This window comes from Paenibacillus psychroresistens, assembly GCF_009728935.1.
In the GTDB taxonomy this organism is placed as follows: Bacteria; Bacillota; Bacilli; order Paenibacillales; family NBRC-103111; genus Paenibacillus_AC; species Paenibacillus_AC psychroresistens.
This window is the reverse complement of record NZ_CP034235.1, coordinates 1710992-1729983: the sequence shown is the minus strand read 5'-3', so window position 1 is coordinate 1729983 and position 18992 is coordinate 1710992. Positions and strand designations below refer to the sequence as shown.

Below are 18992 nucleotides of genomic sequence, written 5' to 3'. Positions count from 1 at the left end.
CACAAATATATCCATTACTCCTGTACATTAGGTAATACATCTGGATCTTTTTCCTGTGCGATTAAAACTTGGTTAACATTAACAGGTTGAGTGATATCGAGGTCCTCGTTTTCACTCGCGTGATGGTGACTGCTATCATTCTTGCCCTTTTCAATAGCATGTGTGAGATCTTTATTAGCACTCGAAACGATATTGATCAGTTTACCATTCAATTCTTCAGCTTTAGTTTTTAGCTTCTCCGATCGCGCAGGATCGCTTCCCGCCCAGTCTTTTGATTCTCTATTCAAAGTCAATTGCGCCATTTTCACGCTATTCACTTGTTTCACTTCATAGTTCGTAGATATCAGCGCCTTCATTGTATTCAATGTAACAACCGGTGCTCCCTGTTCAGAATCTGTAGAATGGTTGCTCTGGATCTCTTTGTTAATGCCTTTTTCTTTTTGGTCCTCATTACTCATCCCTGTTGCTTTACGTAATTCCTCATGCTGCAATTCTAGGACTTGTTTATCGATCTCTTCGATTTGCTTATCAATCTGTTCCAGCCTATATTTCATATCTTCTGGGCTGGTCCCTTTTTCTAGGCCTTTTGAAATATAGTCACTTCGTCGATCTATAATATTCTGTTTTTGTTCCATTAAACGTTGCATTATCGTTTTCTTCCCGCTATTTTGATTGAACAGGTTATGGGCTTGCGGACTTATCGTTATCTTGTCCTGCTTCCCCATCTTTTGCTTCTGATCCGTTTGATGTGATGACCCAGTAACTGCTCGGATCTCCGAACTACCCGCAATCCACTCGTTTTTTGGACTAGTGGAAATATTCATATCAGACTCTCCCCTTTATTAATGATTCATATCCTATTCATATAATAACTACAATTAGTTAAAAATACAAAATTTACGCATGTTTATTTATCTCCCCGCTTAATGGATACAAATATAATAGTTGGTGTATGAATTAGCAGAATTTGGTATACTGTGGGTTCTCCCAAGATTGATCAGCCAATACCTCAACCGATGGGGCTAACTAGGAGCGATAATAATTTGAAAAAGAAGTTACTTATATCATTCGGTTTAGTAGTATTGTCTACATTCTCAATCACAATAGGCGTTCTTGCAGCTCCCACTCTTAAGCTAATGGTCAATGGTAAAGCATCTACAATTGATGTAAAGGTTATTGATAACGTAAATTATGTACCGCTAAACTCTTTTGCTGCTTCACTTGGATATGACGTTTCAACAAACACTAAAACAAATACTATTGCTGTAGCGCTTAAAAAATCAACACCAAAACCAACCCCTAAAGCTACTCCGAAACCGACACCTAAAACGGCACTTATACCAACCTCTCCACCGACTCAAATGGATAGTGTTTATTATCAAAATTGCACAGCAGTAAGAGCTGCCGGCAAAGATCCATTATACAGAGGTGACCCTGGCTATAGCACCAAATTAGATCGTGATAAAGACGGAGTGGCATGTGAGTAGCTGACATAAAGATACCTGAACTTTTACGGAGGCATTAAATTGTTGATTTTTTGGATAATATTTATCTTATTTACAGCATTAGCGGGTATCTCTTTGTTTCCAATTTATATGATAACAGTTGATGAAATTCAACGAAAGAAATATCGTAAAAAACCAAGAAGAAACCGAAATGAGAAGAAGGATGTTATAGTAAAAACCGTATTTACTTACCTGGTTGTCTCACTCATATTTGTTGGATTAACTTCGTTTTCATTATATATAGTCGTACCTTATTGGCTAGACCTTCCGAGACTACTAACAGGTAATTATGCAGTAATCAGCGGAACACTTAATAGTTATGAAACTACACATACTAGTGGGAAAAGCTGGGGATACAATTATTATATTAAAATGGATGGTATTGGCTATCATACTGAACTTTCAAAGGATGTTTATATCGGAGAGAAGGTTACAATTAGTTTCTTACCTCATACAAAGGTAATCCTTAAAATTAAATAATTAGTAAAAGGGTGATTAGATTGATTAAATTCTTAGGATTGACGTTCATTACGATTGGCATAGCTATTTACAATTCAATTAATGTGCCTCATTACCAATGGATGTATATCTTAGTAGCTGTGGTTTCAGGTGGAATTGGCGTAGGATTAGCCGTTCTATATAATCACTTTTTTGGAAAATACGATTTACGAATCATTTTTTTAATTGATAATGTACTATGGTTTGTGATTTATTGTATCCCTGGAGCTATTTTAGGAACTTACTTAGCAAATTCTATCAATGAGAATATGGATAATTCGAGTCAAACAATAATAATTCTATCGACGATGATCATCGTTTCTATTCCTTTAACAATTAGAAAAATTAAGAAAAAACGACAGCTAGCGACAATAAATAATCAAGAGGATTAATAAACTATTTTGCATTCGACACTTGTATCCATATTACGCTAATTTCATAGACCAATTGAACTGATAATGCTATAATAAATTCTATCTTACATAGTTAACCAATATTATCAAAAAGGAGAAAATTCGATGGATTTGTTTTTATCTTTTTCATTCACCAAGAAGTTATTAGTAGGTTTCTATACCCTCATCGGCATCTTCTCTATTCTTTTGATACTGCTGAGCACGTTGCCAATTATCATTACTGTAGTAATCGTATTGGTTCTGGCAGGCTTGAGCTACCCTTTCATTAAGTTTATCGAGAGAGCGCTTACAGATGCGATTGACAGTATGGCACGTATTGCAATGAGTATTTCAAAAGGGGATTTCACTCAAAAAGTACAAGTTACCTCTAATGATGCAATTGGAGATCTTGCGAATTCATTCAACAAGATGCAAGAAAAACTGCGTGAAATTCTCGGAACAACGACTTCAATTACTAAGCAGGTAGCAGAAACAAGTCGTGATATCTACCAAAAAAATCTTAATTCTAAAGACATTCTATTACAAGTAACTTCATCCACTCATGAGCTTGCAACGGGCGCTAATGAAATTACAGAAGGTGTATCCAATATTTCCATCGCTATTAAAGAAATAGAAAATAAAATTACAGCTTATGCACATTCGACTAAGAAAATGAACGAGTTATCAGAGCAAATGACAGTTCTATCTGTTAAAGGTAAAGAAGCGGTTGAAAGCCAAGGCGCTGGAATGAAACGCAACGTCGAAGCAACTGCCAATGTATCCAAAGCCATTGATACTTTAGCTGAGAAAGCCAATGGCATCTCTCAAATTACTAAGAGCATCTCAGAAATAGCTGAGCAAACTAATTTACTTTCGCTTAATGCATCGATTGAAGCTGCACGTGCAGGAGAACACGGAAGAGGTTTTGCGGTAGTTGCTCAAGAAGTTCGTAAGCTTGCCGAAGAATCCACTACATCAACAAAAGAAGTATTCAACCTTGTAAAAAGTATTGATATTGGGATTAAAGAAGCTCTGCAGAATATTGGCTTGAATGAACAAATCGTACAACAGCAAACCAAGCTTATCGCCGAAACAGAGAAAATATTCGCTGAATTCGTCAGCAGCATTCAATTTGTTACTGAACAAATTTATGGATTTGCTAAAGAAAGTGACTTCATGTTAGAGAGTGCTCAAACGATTTCCTCGACAATGGAGAACATCTCAGCAATCACGGAGGAATCAGCCGCTGGAACACAAGAGGTATCTGCTGCGATGAACGAGCAAATCTCTGCTGTTAACACCATGGTACAGCAATCCGAGCATATGACAGGCATCGTAACCGAACTACAAAAGACCATTCAAGTATTTAAAATTTAATTCAATTGACCCATTAATGCAGAAAGAGCGACCTGAGATAATCAGGTCGCTCTTTCTATTGAATATTCCCACTAAAACTAAGCTTCTTCGGTTAACTCAAGAAATTGCTTAACATCATCAACGGAAACTTGTACGGCACTTTGCCAAAACTCAGGCTTCGTTAGATCAACGTTTAAATGCTTCATTGCTAGCTGCTCCGTGGTCATCCGCCCCGTATCACGCAGTAAAGCGATATACCGCTCTTCAAAAGCAGCTCCTTCACGGAGTGCAACTGCATAGATTCCTGCACTGAATAGAAAACCAAAGGTATATGGGAAATTATAAAATGGTACATCCGTTAAATAAAAATGCAATTTTGCGGCCCAGAAATGCGGATGATCATCGCTTAGTGCATTGTTGTAAGCTTGATTTTGTGCTTCCGACATTAGCTCGTTAAGCCGTTCTATGCTAACGAGACCCTTTTTGCGTTCCGCATAAAAATTTGTTTCAAAGATAAATCGGGCATGAATATTCATAAAAAATGCTACAGCACGTTGAATTTTATCCTCGAGCAAAGCCAATTTTTCCACAGGATCTGTTGCTTGCTTCACAGCAGCATCACTAACTATCATTTCCGCAAAGGTTGAGGCAGTTTCTGCAACATTCATTGCGTAATCCTGAGTTAAGCCTGGTAAATCATTCATCACATGCTGATGATAGGCATGCCCTAACTCATGGGCTAATGTCGAAACATTAGAAGCGGTTCCTGCATAAGTCATGAATATGCGAGTCTGTTCGCTGATTGGGAATGAAGTACAGAAGCCGCCAGGTCTCTTACCTGATCGATCCTCAACCTCAATCCATCCAGCATCAAAGGCTTCTTCAGCAAAGTCTGCCATTAGCGGACTAAAGCGGCGGAATTGCTCCGAAATGAGCTGTGCCCCTTCTTCGTAGCTATAAACTTTATTAACCTGCCCTAGTGGTGCTTCCACATCTGACCAAGCTAATTTCTCCAAGCCAAGCAGCTTAGCTTTCCGCTGTAAGTAGGTTACAAAAATCGCTTTATTCTGTTCGATAACTTCCCACATGACACCCAAGGTTTCTGCAGACATTCGATTAATCGCCAGTGGCTCTTGGTGTACAGAATCCCAGCCTCTACGTTTATACAACTGAAGTCTAAAACCTGCTATATGGTTTAAAGCATCTGCACAAAAATCAGCTTGATCTGCCCAAGTGGACTCCCATTGCTGGAATAAGCTTTGACGTATCGTTCGATCAGGATTTGATAACTTATTGAATGCTTGCCCAGCAGATAATTGCAAAACCTTACCGTTTTCTTCATAGGGGATACGAATCCGCCCCACCGTAGTATTGTATAGATCACCCCAACCATGATAGCCATCAACAGCTAAATCATTAATTAATGATTCTTGCTCGGGTGGCAGCTTTTGTTGGGCTAAGGATCTCCGTTCATCTAGGACAAATCCAATCCCTTGCAATAAGTCCGAATTCAATAAAGACTGCCAGATCTCATCTGAAATACCACGAAGCAGCTCATCAAAAAGCGTTAATGCTGATAAAAAATCAGCGTAGCTGGATTTCACTCTACCATTAAGCTGCACAGCCTTTTTGTCTGCTACGTTACCAGCCATTAAACAACTAGTGAAGGAATCCGCTTCACGAAACCGCAGCATATTAGCTTGTAAAATTGTGATCAACGGAAGTAAACGTGAAGCCTCTTCCAATGTTGCAGGCGATTTAACCTGTTTAACTTGCTCTATAAACTTTATTGTTTCTTGTTCCATTAATGAAAGAAACTCTGAAAATTGGGGAGATTGACTCCCGCCTGGAAAAATCACTTCTAAATCCCAGGTTTGTTTAATAGGCGTTTGCAACGAATCTCACCTCATTAGTTTATTTTGAATTCTTACGTTAAGTATGGTTAAATGAAGTCAAGCCTAACCAAGACAATCCTTAAAATATCCGTTTCATACTAAAAATCGAAGGAGCAGATTCTTATGAAACCATTACCGATTTCGGCAGAAACCGCAATTAAATTATCCGAACAGCTCAAAATTCCAATTGAGAATTTAATGCATATGCCCCAACATATCCTTATGCAGAAGCTTGCAGAATTGGCTAAGACCAAGGAATCTACGGAGTCTGATAAATGATCCCCTTCCGTAATACTTGGCCTTATGAAACCGTACTGAACGATGTCTATGTATCTCAATGCCCTTATTGCTCAGCCGAGAATGTACTTATTCCTTTACGCAAGCAAGAGTTACATTTTATTCATGAGGGACGCAAAAAATTACTAGTTTTCCCATGCTGCAATAATAAAACTACGCTCATAGATGTTGATCTGGACTATCTGCTTGCCGACCAACCACTTAGAAAAAAGTAATCCATTCATGGATTACTTTTTCTCGATAATACCATCCTCTGGCATTTCCATCTTGGCGGCGATCATATCTTCTCTTGTTGTTGCCCATTGATCGCGAGATGCTTTAATCATGGCTGCATCCATAATTCTTTTGTCATTGACTACTCTCGCAAACCATTTAACAGCCTCGTTAAATTCGCCTAATCTACGATGAAGCTCTCCAATTAGGAACATCAGCTTGGCATTATTAAGGCTGACTCCTTCGGTTTCATACACTTCTATGTAGGCATTCAAAGCGAAACGAAGAAACCTTATTTCTTGCTCTGCATTTTCCTTCTCCCGATACAACCAAGCAATATGATGAAGAATCCCCGCAATAATCCGATCTTTCTCACCCTTAATCTGTGCACATACTAAAGCAAGCTTGTAGCATTGCATCGCTTCATCCCAGGAGCGCTCACCGGAATAATCCTTCATACTCCAATTAACCTTAACTTTATCTTCGAACGCGCTTCTCTGAGCCCTAGTGATGCTTTCCACAAAATTCTCTGTAGTAGCAAGACCGCAAAACGGACATACCCTAACTACATAATATTCTGGATTTACATCTTTGTAATGGATACCGAAATCCGTATCGGTTTTGGTTGTTTTTTTAAAGCTGGGACGAACACGAGATGTATTAAATTCAATTTCACAATAAACACATTTTACTTTAACCGAGAATAATGGTTCAACCAAGGGTAACATCCTTTCCATTTGGAGTATTTATAAAATGATATGCCGTCCCTTTGAGTCTTTCGAGAATGGCTGCTTGTAGAAACTCATCTATATTTATTTCAGCGAGGGCTTCGCTCATACACTTTAACCAGGCATCTGCATGTTCTGATGTTATCGGAAAAGGCATATGTCTTGCACGCATCATCGGATGTCCGTATAGATCTGAATAAAGCGATGGACCTCCAAAAAACTGACTTAAAAATAAGAATTGCTTATCACTTACTGGCTCAATATTTTCAGGAAATAGCGGAGCTATTAGCGGTTGTTTTTGAACTTTTGCATAAAAGCTTACCACTAACTGCTTTAAAGCCGCTTCTCCACCAATTCTATCATATATGGTTATTGCATTTGACTCTTTCATATATACTCCTTCAATCCTAAGTTGCTCCTATTGTACCATAATCCAAGAGGCTTAGTCATATTCGTCTTTTGTCCAACATAGGGTAATCACATAGATAAACGGCTTCTCCGTCTTAAGCGGTGCGTTTGTCTGGAATTATAAAGCTCTGTATAAGCGAAAAACTCATACCTTTATAATTTAAACTTGCTTACAGTTAGGTGGTTTATATGCGAGCTTTTAGATTTGGTATGCTGGAGCTGATAGCGGCATCAGCACTTTTATGTCTATATATGTTAATTCGATATCCAGAACCCGGATTTATAGCGGCCATTCAAGGCATCACGATTTGGTGGGATATCTTGTTCCCTGCTTTGTTCCCGTTTCTCGTCATATCCGAAATGCTGCTTGGCTTTGGCATCGTCCACTTTCTAGGAACCTTGCTTGACCCGCTGATGCGACCGTTATTCCGTATTCCCGGTATTGGCGGTTTTGTTGTCGCTATGGGTTTTGCCTCTGGATATCCAGTTGGTGCACGGCTAACCTCTCAGTTATCGGAGCAAGGCTTGTTGAACCGTGATGAAGGGGAACGATTGGTAGCTTTTACAACCTCATCTGATCCCATTTTTCTAATTGGAGCCGTCTCTATAGGTTTTTTTCATGATGTGAGGTTGGCCGTGATCATAGCAATTGCTCATTATGGAGCAGCATTAGCACTAGGCTTTCTGATGCGTTTTCACGGGACTAAAAAGCTTACTCCAGCTACAAATGATCTTCCTGCCAAAAAGGGTTCCCTACTCGTGCGTTCTTTCAATGCCATGCACATAGCTCGTCTAAAAGATGCACGCCCCATCGGACTTTTGCTGCAGCAAGCTATTCGTTCCTCTATAGAACTAGTGTTTGTCATCGGTGGCTTAGTTGTTTTCTTTTCTGTTATTATTGCTTATTTGAGCTTAGGTCCAGTCATGGAGCTGCTGACCACTTGTCTGCGTTTTCTACTGCAAGTCATTCAAATTCCACCTGCGTTATCCACTTCTCTGATTAATGGCTTTTTTGAAGTAACTTTGGGAGCAAAGTCAGCCGGACAAGCTAGTGAGGCTGTCCCCCTCGTTTATAAAGTCGCTGCGGCTACATTTATTCTGTCATGGGGTGGATTATCTGTACATGCACAGGTTGTAAGCATTCTACATCGGACGAATATTCGTTATATAACTTTTGCAATTGCTCGTTTAATTCATGGCGTGCTAGCTGCTTGTCTTGTTTTCTTGATCTGGAAACCATTGAAGCCGATAGAAGGAGCAGCAGCCCCTGCCTTTTCTAATTATAATTATCAGCCTTGGAGGATGTTGGTGAATTATGAATCGATACTGCCACTTGCAATTCTGGGTGGACTTATTGTTTTATTGATCATTATTGATTATGATAAAAGGATAACTGCATCACGGGAATTGAAATAAGGCTAAATGGGGGCTTTCGGATTGATATTGAAGTATTGTGTTGTTGATCGTGGAGACGAGATTTCTCAGGAGCTTGCTGTACAATTTCATAAACTGGCTTCAAGATATAATATGGTTCTGGATGAACAATTTCCCGAAGTGGTTTTATCCATTGGCGGAGATGGCACTTTTTTGCAAGCTTTCCATCGCTTTGAGCCGGACTTAGGTGAGAAGGTCGCCTATGTTGGAATACATACGGGAAGACTTGGATTTTTTGCGGATTGGAAGCCTGATGAGATTGAGCATTTGGCGGAATTAATGAATACAGCATCGCAAGAAAATGAACTGCGAACGGTGCAGTATCCATTAGTCGAAATTCAAATTACAACAGAAGCTGGCATTGAAACTCATTTAGCCGTAAATGAATTCACTTTAAAAGGAATTGACGGTACCTTAGTCGCTCAAATAAACATTAATGACGAGATGTTTGAAATGTTTCGTGGAGATGGTATATGTATTTCGACGCCTTCGGGAAGTACAGCCTATAACAAGAGCTTAGGCGGCGCAATTATTCATCCTTCTGTTGAATCTATACAAATAGCAGAAATTGCCTCTCTAAACAATCGGGTATACCGAACACTTGGCTCATCCATGGTTTTACCGAAGCATCACCATTGTGACATATACCCACAGTCGGACAAACGCTTATTGCTTTCCTTGGATCATCTTAGTATGCAGCTCAACGACCTTATCTCGATAAGATGCAGAGTTGCCGATCAGAAAATAAATTTCTCCCGATTTCGGCCCTTCCCTTTTTGGAGTCGTGTCCGTGAAGCATTTATCGGATTTGATGTGAAGTAGAATATCACTTTTATTTATAAGAACTGTTAGTGATTAGACCTGCTGGTCCAGCGGGTTTTTTTCGCCTGTCTTCTCAATCACAAAGTACGCGCAGCCAAAATTACAATACTCACTTAAATAATCCTGAAAGTTTGCAATCGAGAACTCTTTGCTGCCCTTGGCGTTGTTATCTTTAAAAAAACCACGAAGTCGAAGCTGGTTATAACCCCAGTCGCCGACGATATAATCATATCTTTCAAGCACTTCACTGTAGCGCTCCTTGAATACCTCTACATTCCAGCCATTCTTATTATCATGTACAAGCTCATAATTATTCCCACCGATAAAATACATTGTGTTCTCCCCCCTATGGAAAAAGCATATGCTGCGTTTACATAGACTATATTATATCATGAATGAGACAAGATTCCACTCCTATACCATACTGCCTGAAATTTGCAAATAAATATGATACACTGAAGCTGTAGATGACATATGGAAAGGTCAGGTGATCAACCTGCAATGATGGAAATCGAGCAAATTTTAAAACAAGTACAAGCTGGAGAGCTAGATATACAAGCAGCACAAAACCAACTGAAGGATCATTTAACCAGATCGAATGAATCCGCAGGTGATTTAGGTTTTGCCAATCTTGACCTTGAACGTGAAAAGCGGACAGGCTTTCCTGAGGTTATTTATGGGGAGAGTAAGACGGTCGAGCAAATCATTGCCATAATAAATAAACTTATGCAGCATACCGATCGTGTTCAGGCTACAAGAATAGATGCCCAAAAGGCAGAAGTTATTGTTGCGGCAATTCCGAGCGTAACCTATCACCCTACAGCCCGAGTGATAACCTGGTTTAGAAAGCCTATTTTACACGTATATGAAGGTTATATTGCTGTATTATGTGCAGGCACCTCTGATTTACCCGTTGCTGAAGAGGCCGCTATAACTGCAGAATGCATGGGCAGCCATGTTGAAAGAATTTATGATGTAGGTGTCGCAGGGATTCATCGCTTGTTCAATCGGCTTCCTATCATTCGCGGTGCGAACGTAATCGTTGTTGTAGCAGGCATGGAAGGCGCATTAGCTAGTGTAGTTGGCGGATTAGTTGCCAAACCTATTATTGCTGTCCCCACTAGCATCGGTTATGGTGCAAGCTTCAATGGGATGGCTGCTCTGCTTGCTATGCTTAACTCTTGCTCGCCTGGCGTATCTGTCGTAAATATCGATAACGGCTTTGGCGCAGGCTATAATGCAGCATTAATCCATCAGAACACTGAAAAAAGGTTGTGAATCCATGAGAATCCTTTACTTTGATTGTTTTTCAGGCATCAGCGGCGATATGTCTTTAGCGGCACTTGTAGATGCTGGTGCAGACGTAAGTTATATTGAAACGGAGCTTGCCAAAATAAAAATCGAGCCTTTTTCACTAAGCTGGAAAAGAGTCAACAAACGCGGTATTTCTGCGATGAAAATGGATGTCATCCTTGACCCCAACGTTATGCCACAGCATCACCGCCATTACTCAGAAATTGTTGAAGCGATTGTTGGTGCTGGCTTTAGTCCACGCGCTACAGCGCTGAGCCTTGCTATTTTTGAGAAAATCGCGATTGCTGAAGCGAAGATACATGGTATTCCTGTGGAGAAAGTACATTTCCATGAGGTTGGAGCTATTGATTCGATTGTTGACGTTATCGGAGTAGCTCTTGCGATTGATTCATTAGCCGTTGATCGCATTCTATCGTCACCAGTTCCATTAGGATCAGGCACAGTAAATTGCGATCACGGAATCTATCCTGTACCCGCTCCTGCTACTTTGGAAATGATGCGCGGCTTACCCATTGCACAAACCCCGTACAAGCTAGAAATGACAACACCTACGGGAGCTGGAATAATCTCTGGTACAGTAGATCATTTTTCAGCCAGCCTACCTCCTATGATTATCGAATCAATTGGATACGGAGCAGGCACGCGAGATTTACCAAACCAACCCAATGTACTTCGGGTTGTCATTGGGAATACAGAAGCTAATGCTGTGGATTGGCAGGTTCAGCCCGAGCTCATTCAAGCTCATGATCATCAGCATCATGAGCACCACCATCATCCGCACAATGATGAGCATACTCATGAGCATAAACATGAACACACTCATGAGCATTCGCATGAGCATGGGCATACTCATGAACACGAGCATGGTCATTCGCACGAGCATAAGCATGATCATAATCATGAACATACACATGAGCATAGTCACGATGATAAACACAATCATAATCATGAGCATACACATACTCCAAGTGTTGAAAAACATACACACCCACACAAACACGATGAGACAAAATCTGTCCAGCAAGCACCAATTAAGCACTAGCCAGAAATGTATTCCACGTTATAATCTAGCTAAAATCGGTCGAAAAGAATTCGCCGCTCTACTCTATGTTGTACCAGTATATTTCTGGTTACATCAGGAGTAGAGCGGCTTTTTTATTGGACAAAATGGAGGGAATAGAATTATGAGATTTGAGCAGCACTTGGATGAGTTCATGCACAAACAGGTTAATTTAGAAACAAATGGTAGACGCAAGGAACGTTTAGAGAAAGGGCTTGGATTCGGCGAGACAGAGTTTTTGCGTTCTGCCTGGTTTCCAGCTGTAGGTCATTTCAATGGCCTCTATCCTGAATGGGAGGTTCGTGACTTTTCAAATGGATATCGTTATTTGGATTTTGCCTTCAGACCTGAAGATAGTAAAGGAGCAATTGAGATCCAAGGCTATGGCTCTCATGCAAGGGATATTGAAGCTTGGAGATTCAAGGATCTTTGCATGCGGCATAGCCATCTTGCACTCGATGGATGGCTAGTCATGCCAATTGCCTATCTATCGATCACAGAATCACCAAAACTATGCCAACAGCTTATTCTCTCTTTTATCGGAAGGTTTGCATCAATGCCTGTCCCCGTTGAACTATCATGGCTAGAAAGCGAGACATTGCGTTTTGCACGAAGAATTTTCCGTCCATTTACTCCACTGGACCTCTCTTCTCACCTTAAAATCAGTACAAGATATGCGAGAATTATCTTGCATCAACTTGTCGAACTGAATCTGCTTTGTGTTGTGAATGGTCAAGCACGAAGCCGTACTTACCAAGTGAGATTATGAGAAATTCAATATATTTAGCTCAATCGGAACGTCAGTGCGCTATTTGATCGTTTTATTGCCTTTTAACTATATTACGGAACGTCAGTGTGCTATTTTATTCATTTTTGCTTTTTTAAGGCTAATTACCCTCATTATCACATGAATAGCGCACTGACGTTCCCTCCCCTACCCGAACAAGCCATTTTCCAAGCAAATAAGACATCTACGTTCCTCAACGAGATCGAGAAGTAAACTTACAAAGAATTTGGTTACTTATCAACTGAGCATGAGGTAAATAGGGAGGTGCTTAGGTAAATGGGAGGGGGTGCTTGAGGTGGGTGGTTGAGCAGTAACTATATAAGAATTAAGACAACCAAAAGCCCCTTAAGTCCAACCAAAGGAGATAAGAGGCTCTAGCCAAGAAGCAATTTAAGTATCACTGGGTACATGTATCAAAGTAAACTGCAAACGAACTTCGTCATAGACTTGTTTAAGCGGAATTTGCTGCAGCTTAGCCACCTGCTCGCATTCTTTAAACTCCGGTGCATATTGAACTAGCTCACCAGCATGATAGCCTGTTTTGACTGTCATTTCACCCCATTGAGTCTGCACCTTTACGAAAGCTCGAGCCAAGCGATGGACAGTAGTCGCGAAATAACGCAGCCCCAGTGTCGTTGTCTCACGGAATATAATCGTTTCTAGCTTCTCCAACAAAGCATGATCTGTCAGCACCTGCAGCTGCAAGCCTGGTCGGCCTTTTTTCATGATAATCGGAATCCAGATTACGTCGTTTGCACCTTGCTCAAATAATAAATCCATTACATAAGTACAATGCTCTGGATTCATGTCATCAATATTCGCTTGGATCATAATCATTTGATCATCCAAGTGTTCGTCCGCGTGATCGAATGTCATCTTTGGGCCTCACCTTACTAAAGGTATCTTTTAATTTATTTTTCTACTATGTCTATTCAATATCCTCGACTTGCAGCGACGGCGCTTGTATAGAACTTTCTGCAGTTGGGGCCATTTTCAAATTAGGTAAGTTGATGCCCGGAGGCAGCGCTCCAGAATTACCGACTGGATTACCCTTTCCATCTACATAATACATCGGAGTATCGCCAACTACAAGCACATAAGAGATCGGAATTTCCGTCTCTACGATCTCGGGATCCGAATCAAACGGAATAATAATCGTTACCTCAGCTGTAATGTGAATAAAAACCTCAACCAGAATCATATTGATGCCCGCATTCTGCACACGCGTATTCAAATCCACTTTAACTGCACCCGCTGGAACAAGCCTGACAGGAATATCAGGTCCAAAAGACGCCAAAATCACGCTATTCATCGCTTGACCAAGTGGAATATGCTCCTTCGAGCTTTTTAGATTATCCAACAGCTTTTGCACGGTATCAATGGTACTGGAAGTGATTTTCATATGTTCGGCATAGTTCAGCATGAATCCCGAAATCTTATCGTTTTTATCCATTTTCCAGTCAATCAGCTTTTCAAAGTTAGTTCCATGCGAGATTTGATCAGAAATTCCTTTATTAATCGATTGTGTAGCTATTTGTTTAACACGAATTTTGGCGAGGTTCATTAAGGGGTCTTTTAAATTACGCTCAATAAAAATAAAAGCTTGTAAGGAAAACAACATCACGATCAAAAAGAAAAAGAAAATGAGCTTTTTACGACTAATCGTGCGTGTTCCTCTACTGTGCCATCTTCTACGAGCCATTGCCGTCCACTCCCGTGCTTAGGCGTTTTTTCTACTTTCTTAGCCTATGCAAGGGATGGATGAAAAAGAAGAATAAGCCTCCACATCATCCTTTTTTCACAAATCAAATTCAGGTAACGCCCAAACAGAAACACTGCCACCATTTACCGGAAAGACGGCGAAGCCATCCTCTTCAATTACTATATGCTCATCTCTCGTATTCGTTAAGTCCGTCCAAACCTCACCTGCCCGCTGCGCTCCAACAAACATCCGCTTATCGCCAGCTTCATCGTTGGAAATAACCACCGCACAGCCTGAGCGTTCGATCTCCTCAGCACCACGACGAACCCAGCCAATTATATGGGGATGATCGATATAGTCCTCTTGCTCCCCATAGGCTTTATGGTAACGAGCATACAGTAAAGGATCTATCGCCTCTTTCTTTCCTTCAATGACCTCTTCGCCACCTATTTGAAAATAATCTCCATAAAACACACAAGGGTAGCCACCTTCACGCAACAAAATAAGGGCATAAGCAATTTGTTTAAACCAATCGTCAATCCATGATTCCAATGCTTCGTTTGGCTGCGAATCGTGATTATCGACAAAAGTAACTGCATTGCGTGGGTTTGAGCTAACTAAAGAATGATCAAAAATCGTCTGCATATCAAAATCTTTGCCCACTTGCGAAGCTGCATGCATTTGATAATGAAGCGTGACATCAAACAAAGAAAGCTTATGCTCGACTATTTCGAGAAATTCTTGGCAGGCACCTGGATCTGAATTCCAATATTCGCCTACGATGAAGAATTCATCCCCACGCTCAGCTTTAACCTGATCTACGAACTCCCGTACAAAATCATAATCGATATGTTTAATGGCATCTAAACGATACCCATTGCAATGTGTAGTTTCTGCCAACCATTTACCCCAGTCTAGCATTTCCCGAATCACTTCTGGATGATTATAATCCAAATTTGCGAACATCAAATAATCATAATTACCAAACCCATCATCTACCCGATCGTTCCAAGCCTTATTCTCACCAACAATCCGAAAAATACCCGTTTTATTTGTTTTTGCGTCATAGTCCGTACCATTAAAATGCCCAAAATTCCATTTAAAGGAGGAATACTTATCACCACGACCTGGGTGTGTAAACTTAGTCCAGCCTTCAATATCGAACGGCTCCGAAAGCACCTTGAGCCGATCCTCACGATCCACCTCAACAACCTGAAAAACCTCCGTTTCATCGGCGCCTGCTTTATGATTCATCACCAAATCCACATAAACAACCAAACCATTGTCCTGACAGGCTTGGATCGCTTCCTGCAGTTGTTGTTTGGTCCCATACTTAGTACGAATCGTGCCTTTTTGATCAAATTCACCTAAATCATAATGATCATAGACCCCATACCCCGTATCCTGGGCGGATTGCGCTTTTGTTACGGGGGGGATCCAGATCGCATCAACACCTCTTTTTTTCAATTCCGGTGCTAGCTCTCTCAGTCGATTCCAGTGATTGCCGTCTGATTCTACATGCCATTCAAAAAACTGCATCATCGTATGATTTCGTTCCATATCTGCCGCTCTCCCCTAAATGTTAATCTTTATCTCTATGTAATACCGTCCTATTATTGCGCTTTGACTATTCCCCACTCAACTAGCTCATCTTCACTTTTTTTCTCCATCTTAAGAAAGTCCATTACTAACGTGTGCAGCTTTGCATTACTTCTTTTATTATTCCCTAACCATACCATAAACTTTTCCATTTCTTTACCTTCCATTGTGAACACCATCCTTCTCGAATTGGGTGACCTAATTATTAATGGTATAAACCATTTTCAGGAGATTGAAACAGGTATCAAGTAAAATAGCGAGTCATTTCGTTAAAATAATTACTTGGGTGGATCCATGGATATTTATGAAAAACGTTTCCATCTACAACTCGCTCGGATAGCTTCAAATCGACTTGCAGAAGCTCCCTAACCTTCTCGGCAAAATCCTGCCCTCTCACTAACACACCAGCTTCAAAATCATGGCATGCACTACGTATATTCAAGTTATACGATCCGTGGAACACACAGCTGGAATTTTTATCATAAGCCACTTTCCAATGAGAGAATCTACCGGTCTTGCTGTAGTCAAAAAAGGCAACTCCCTGCTCAAAAGGCTGATACATATTGCAGCGCACGGCAGCTTCATTCGTCGGATGATCGTTGATGATCATCGAATTGCAAAGTGTGATTCGACTTGACTGGGCTGCATTCAAACCCTGCAGTGCCTGCCAAAATTCAGGATCCAACATGTATGGATTACTGATGATAACTTCACCGGCTGCATAAGTAATTAAATCAGCATAATAATGGCGAATCGTGTTTACAGGATTTCCAGGAAAGCTCACTAATAAGGTACAGGCTTCATTACCACAGGATTGATCGATTGCAGGGCTATAAAACGCATCCTCAGGATCAAACACCTCATCGCTTAGAATAACCCATTGTGAAGCAAATAATTGATTTAATGGCAGCGCAAATGCCCCACGAATCCGGAAACAGCCATCATGCCATTGAGCTTTGCCATAGGGGACAGCGGACTCTATTTTCTCAATGTCATCGACCCCAGGGACAATAACGGGATTGTCATATAAATACTGATCACCGATATTCAAGCTTCCAATAATAGAAGTTGTTCCGTCGATGACGATAAATTTTCGATGATTGATTACATCTAGATCATTATGAACGGCAGCCTGGACTAGATCCTGAAGAAACAAGACACCTTCTGAAACCCCTTGTGAATGTAGCTCCGCTCGTTTCTTCTCCCAATCCAAGCTTTCGTAGCAGCTATTAAAGCAATTGATAACCTGCCCGCCTGCTGCTTTTAATTGATCAGCTAGATGAGAAAAATCACCTACACCAGGTTTTTTGCTATATCCAAACTCTGTAACCCCGTAATCCACCATAACTCTCACTTCTACACCTCGCGCCAGTGCTTGGAGAAGTGCCGCAGTAATTAAGTTACCTGCCAGATCATTAAAGTAAAGCATCACGGATAAATGAATATAATGCTCTGCCTTCTGAATTTCATCTAGTATCATAGTTAAGCAATCAGGTCCATTCAAATAAGCATCCACTTGATTCTGAAAGGTTGTCTTTGGCGTTAATACTCTAAGTCTCTCTTGATTAACATCATTAGCCAACCGGGTGATAGCTTGCATAAGCTCTCGATTCATCCCTGGCATGTTCTGTACTTCGGCTTCTAAAGAGAAAACTCCTCCAAGCGCTTGGCGGTAGTTCATAACCGCCTCATCGTTTGAAAGAGCTGTAATTGATAAGGATAAAGGTTCCTCGTGATCCATAATCATACCAAGCGGACCTTTTGCCATAATGTAATTCATTAAGTCAATAATCATAACCTAGCTCCCATCCTGAAGTTAAACTGCGGCAGCATTTTAGTCGATTTTTCGAATTTGTTAGCCATAATTGCTTTTTCTCCGATGACCGTAATTTCATCGCCTGTTGGGTAGCCGATTATCACTCCATCCTCAATTACAGCACCTTCACCAATAATTGCTTTGTAGATGGTAACGTTTCTCCCAATCCGCACATTAGGCATAATCACGCTATCCTTCACCCGACTACCTTTGCCCACTTTCACCCCAGTAAATAAAACAGAGTGGTTAATTTCACCATATATTTTGCAGCCATTTGTAATAACAGATTGAGAAACTTTTGAAATTGGCGCTTTATAAGGGGTGGTATAGCTGGTTGGTTTTGAATAAATCGGCCACTTTGCTTGATTAAGCTGCAGCTCTGACCTCTCATCCAGCATATCCATATGAGCATCCCACAAGCTTTCAATCGTGCCGACATCCTTCCAATATCCGCTAAACGGATAGGCGACTAAATAAGCTTGATCCTTAAGCAGTTCAGGAATGATATTACTGCCAAAATCATGAGCAGATTGCGGATCAATGCTGTCATTTAACAAGTAAGCCTTTAGCGCAGGATAGCTAAAAATATAAACGCCCATCGAAGCCAGATTACTCTCTGGTTGCATTGGCTTTTCTGTAAATTGCGTAATTCGATGATTAGCGTCCGTAGTCATAATGCCAAACCGACTTGCTTCTGACCAGCTAACAGGCATGACGGAAATGGTTACATCCGCATTTGTTTGTTTATGATGCTCAAGCATTTTTTGGTAGTCCATGTTATAAATATGATCCCCTGAAATAATCAGAACATAGCTTGGTTCGAATTGATCAAGATAAGCCATGTTCTGAAATACTGCATTGGCCGTTCCGGAATATAGGTTATTCTCCCTTGAGGGGAGAAGTGAAATGCCATTGTCTTTATGATCCATGCCCCAATCGGAGCCGTTGCCAATATGATTATGTAGAGCTTCAGGTTTATATTGTGTCATCACACCAATGGTATGGATGCCTGAATTTTTGCAATTGCTTAGAGTAAAGTCAATTATCCGAAACTCTCCACCAAAATGTACAGCTGGTTTTGCTATATTGGATGTGAGCACTCCTAGACGTTTGCCTTCTCCGCCTGCCAAAAGCATGGCAACACATTCTTGCCGTTTCCTCATGTT

At 40.7% G+C, this 18992-nt stretch carries 21 protein-coding genes and 1 pseudogene; 11 read left to right on the top strand and 11 right to left on the bottom strand.

The features are described 5' to 3' along the window. Positions 1-14: 14 nt before the first annotated feature. Positions 15-824, bottom strand: a complete 810-nt coding sequence (locus EHS13_RS07855; RefSeq protein WP_155699799.1) for a hypothetical protein — start codon at positions 822-824, stop codon at positions 15-17. A gap of 543 nt (positions 825-1367) precedes the next feature. Here EHS13_RS07855 and EHS13_RS37145 point away from each other — a divergent pair. From EHS13_RS37145 to EHS13_RS07835, 4 genes and pseudogenes are all read left to right on the top strand, one after another. Further along, positions 1368-1487, top strand: a pseudogene (locus tag EHS13_RS37145) (excalibur calcium-binding domain-containing protein); the annotation flags it as partial. Positions 1488-1595: 108 nt separating this feature from the next. Continuing rightward, on the top strand, positions 1596-1985 hold the full coding sequence (locus EHS13_RS07845; RefSeq protein WP_227013835.1) for a hypothetical protein: 390 nt from the start codon (positions 1596-1598) through the stop codon (positions 1983-1985). Positions 1986-2023: 38 nt separating this feature from the next. Next, positions 2024-2395, top strand: coding sequence for a hypothetical protein (locus tag EHS13_RS07840; protein WP_155699797.1), 372 nt, complete (start codon positions 2024-2026; stop codon positions 2393-2395). A gap of 126 nt (positions 2396-2521) precedes the next feature. After that, complete coding sequence (locus tag EHS13_RS07835; RefSeq protein WP_155699796.1) at positions 2522-3772, top strand: methyl-accepting chemotaxis protein; 1251 nt, start codon at positions 2522-2524, stop codon at positions 3770-3772. A 77-nt stretch (positions 3773-3849) separates the two neighbouring features. Here EHS13_RS07835 and EHS13_RS07830 read toward each other — a convergent pair whose 3' ends face one another. After that, positions 3850-5646 (bottom strand): M3 family oligoendopeptidase, encoded by a 1797-nt coding sequence (locus tag EHS13_RS07830; RefSeq protein WP_155699795.1) that lies wholly within the window; start codon positions 5644-5646, stop codon positions 3850-3852. Positions 5647-5769: 123 nt separating this feature from the next. Here EHS13_RS07830 and EHS13_RS07825 point away from each other — a divergent pair, with 123 nt between their 5' ends. Both EHS13_RS07825 and EHS13_RS07820 read left to right on the top strand, forming a co-directional pair. After that, positions 5770-5925, top strand: a complete 156-nt coding sequence (locus EHS13_RS07825) for a YycC family protein (RefSeq protein WP_155699794.1) — start codon at positions 5770-5772, stop codon at positions 5923-5925. After that, the gene (locus EHS13_RS07820; RefSeq protein WP_155699793.1) at positions 5922-6158 is read left to right on the top strand and encodes a hypothetical protein; all 237 of its coding nucleotides are present in this window, start codon (positions 5922-5924) and stop codon (positions 6156-6158) included. Before EHS13_RS07825 ends, EHS13_RS07820 begins: the two co-directional genes overlap by 4 nt. Positions 6159-6170: 12 nt before the next feature. On the opposite strand, the gene EHS13_RS07815 is transcribed toward EHS13_RS07820, so the two are convergent. Together EHS13_RS07815 and EHS13_RS07810 are read right to left on the bottom strand one after the other, a co-directional pair. Further along, positions 6171-6884: a DUF2225 domain-containing protein gene (locus tag EHS13_RS07815; protein ID WP_227014002.1), complete on the bottom strand. Its 714-nt coding sequence runs from the start codon at positions 6882-6884 to the stop codon at positions 6171-6173. Then, positions 6868-7275 (bottom strand): globin domain-containing protein, encoded by a 408-nt coding sequence (locus EHS13_RS07810; protein ID WP_155699791.1) that lies wholly within the window; start codon positions 7273-7275, stop codon positions 6868-6870. Before EHS13_RS07810 ends, EHS13_RS07815 begins: the two co-directional genes overlap by 17 nt. Positions 7276-7481: 206 nt before the next feature. Here EHS13_RS07810 and ylbJ point away from each other — a divergent pair, with 206 nt between their 5' ends. Next, on the top strand, positions 7482-8708 hold the full coding sequence (gene ylbJ / locus EHS13_RS07805; protein WP_227013834.1) for a sporulation integral membrane protein YlbJ: 1227 nt from the start codon (positions 7482-7484) through the stop codon (positions 8706-8708). 27 nt (positions 8709-8735) lie between these two features. After that, positions 8736-9548: an NAD kinase gene (locus EHS13_RS07800; protein ID WP_155705265.1), complete on the top strand. Its 813-nt coding sequence runs from the start codon at positions 8736-8738 to the stop codon at positions 9546-9548. Between the two features lie 33 nt (positions 9549-9581). Here EHS13_RS07800 and EHS13_RS07795 read toward each other — a convergent pair whose 3' ends face one another. Then, a complete protein-coding gene (locus tag EHS13_RS07795; protein WP_155699790.1) occupies positions 9582-9881 on the bottom strand; it encodes a YutD family protein in 300 nt (99 codons plus the stop codon). Positions 9882-10022: 141 nt separating this feature from the next. Here EHS13_RS07795 and larB point away from each other — a divergent pair, with 141 nt between their 5' ends. The 3 genes from larB to EHS13_RS07780 all read left to right on the top strand — a co-directional run bounded on the left by larB (position 10023) and on the right by EHS13_RS07780 (position 12691). Beyond that, positions 10023-10826 (top strand): nickel pincer cofactor biosynthesis protein LarB, encoded by an 804-nt coding sequence (gene larB / locus EHS13_RS07790; protein WP_405083553.1) that lies wholly within the window; start codon positions 10023-10025, stop codon positions 10824-10826. A 4-nt stretch (positions 10827-10830) separates the two neighbouring features. Then, positions 10831-11904, top strand: a complete 1074-nt coding sequence (locus EHS13_RS07785) for a nickel pincer cofactor biosynthesis protein LarC (protein WP_155699789.1) — start codon at positions 10831-10833, stop codon at positions 11902-11904. Positions 11905-12043: 139 nt separating this feature from the next. Then, positions 12044-12691: a transcriptional regulator gene (locus EHS13_RS07780; protein WP_155699788.1), complete on the top strand. Its 648-nt coding sequence runs from the start codon at positions 12044-12046 to the stop codon at positions 12689-12691. A gap of 408 nt (positions 12692-13099) precedes the next feature. On the opposite strand, the gene larC is transcribed toward EHS13_RS07780, so the two are convergent. The 6 genes from larC to EHS13_RS07750 form a co-directional block, all read right to left on the bottom strand. Next, positions 13100-13585 carry a nickel pincer cofactor biosynthesis protein LarC2 gene (larC, locus tag EHS13_RS07775; RefSeq protein ID WP_155699787.1) on the bottom strand — a complete coding sequence of 162 codons (486 nt, stop codon included), beginning with the start codon at positions 13583-13585 and terminating at the stop codon, positions 13100-13102. A 52-nt stretch (positions 13586-13637) separates the two neighbouring features. Continuing rightward, entirely contained in the window at positions 13638-14411 is a 774-nt protein-coding gene (gene yunB, locus EHS13_RS07770) for a sporulation protein YunB (protein ID WP_155699786.1), read from the bottom strand. A 96-nt stretch (positions 14412-14507) separates the two neighbouring features. Next, entirely contained in the window at positions 14508-15971 is a 1464-nt protein-coding gene (locus EHS13_RS07765; RefSeq protein WP_155699785.1) for an alpha-amylase, read from the bottom strand. Between the two features lie 53 nt (positions 15972-16024). After that, positions 16025-16177, bottom strand: a complete 153-nt coding sequence (locus tag EHS13_RS07760; RefSeq protein ID WP_155699784.1) for a hypothetical protein — start codon at positions 16175-16177, stop codon at positions 16025-16027. 77 nt (positions 16178-16254) lie between these two features. Further along, positions 16255-17805, bottom strand: coding sequence for a phospholipase D-like domain-containing protein (locus EHS13_RS07755; protein ID WP_155699783.1), 1551 nt, complete (start codon positions 17803-17805; stop codon positions 16255-16257). After that, positions 17802-18989, bottom strand: a complete 1188-nt coding sequence (locus EHS13_RS07750) for a glucose-1-phosphate adenylyltransferase (RefSeq protein ID WP_155699782.1) — start codon at positions 18987-18989, stop codon at positions 17802-17804. Before EHS13_RS07750 ends, EHS13_RS07755 begins: the two co-directional genes overlap by 4 nt. Positions 18990-18992 lie beyond the last annotated feature (3 nt).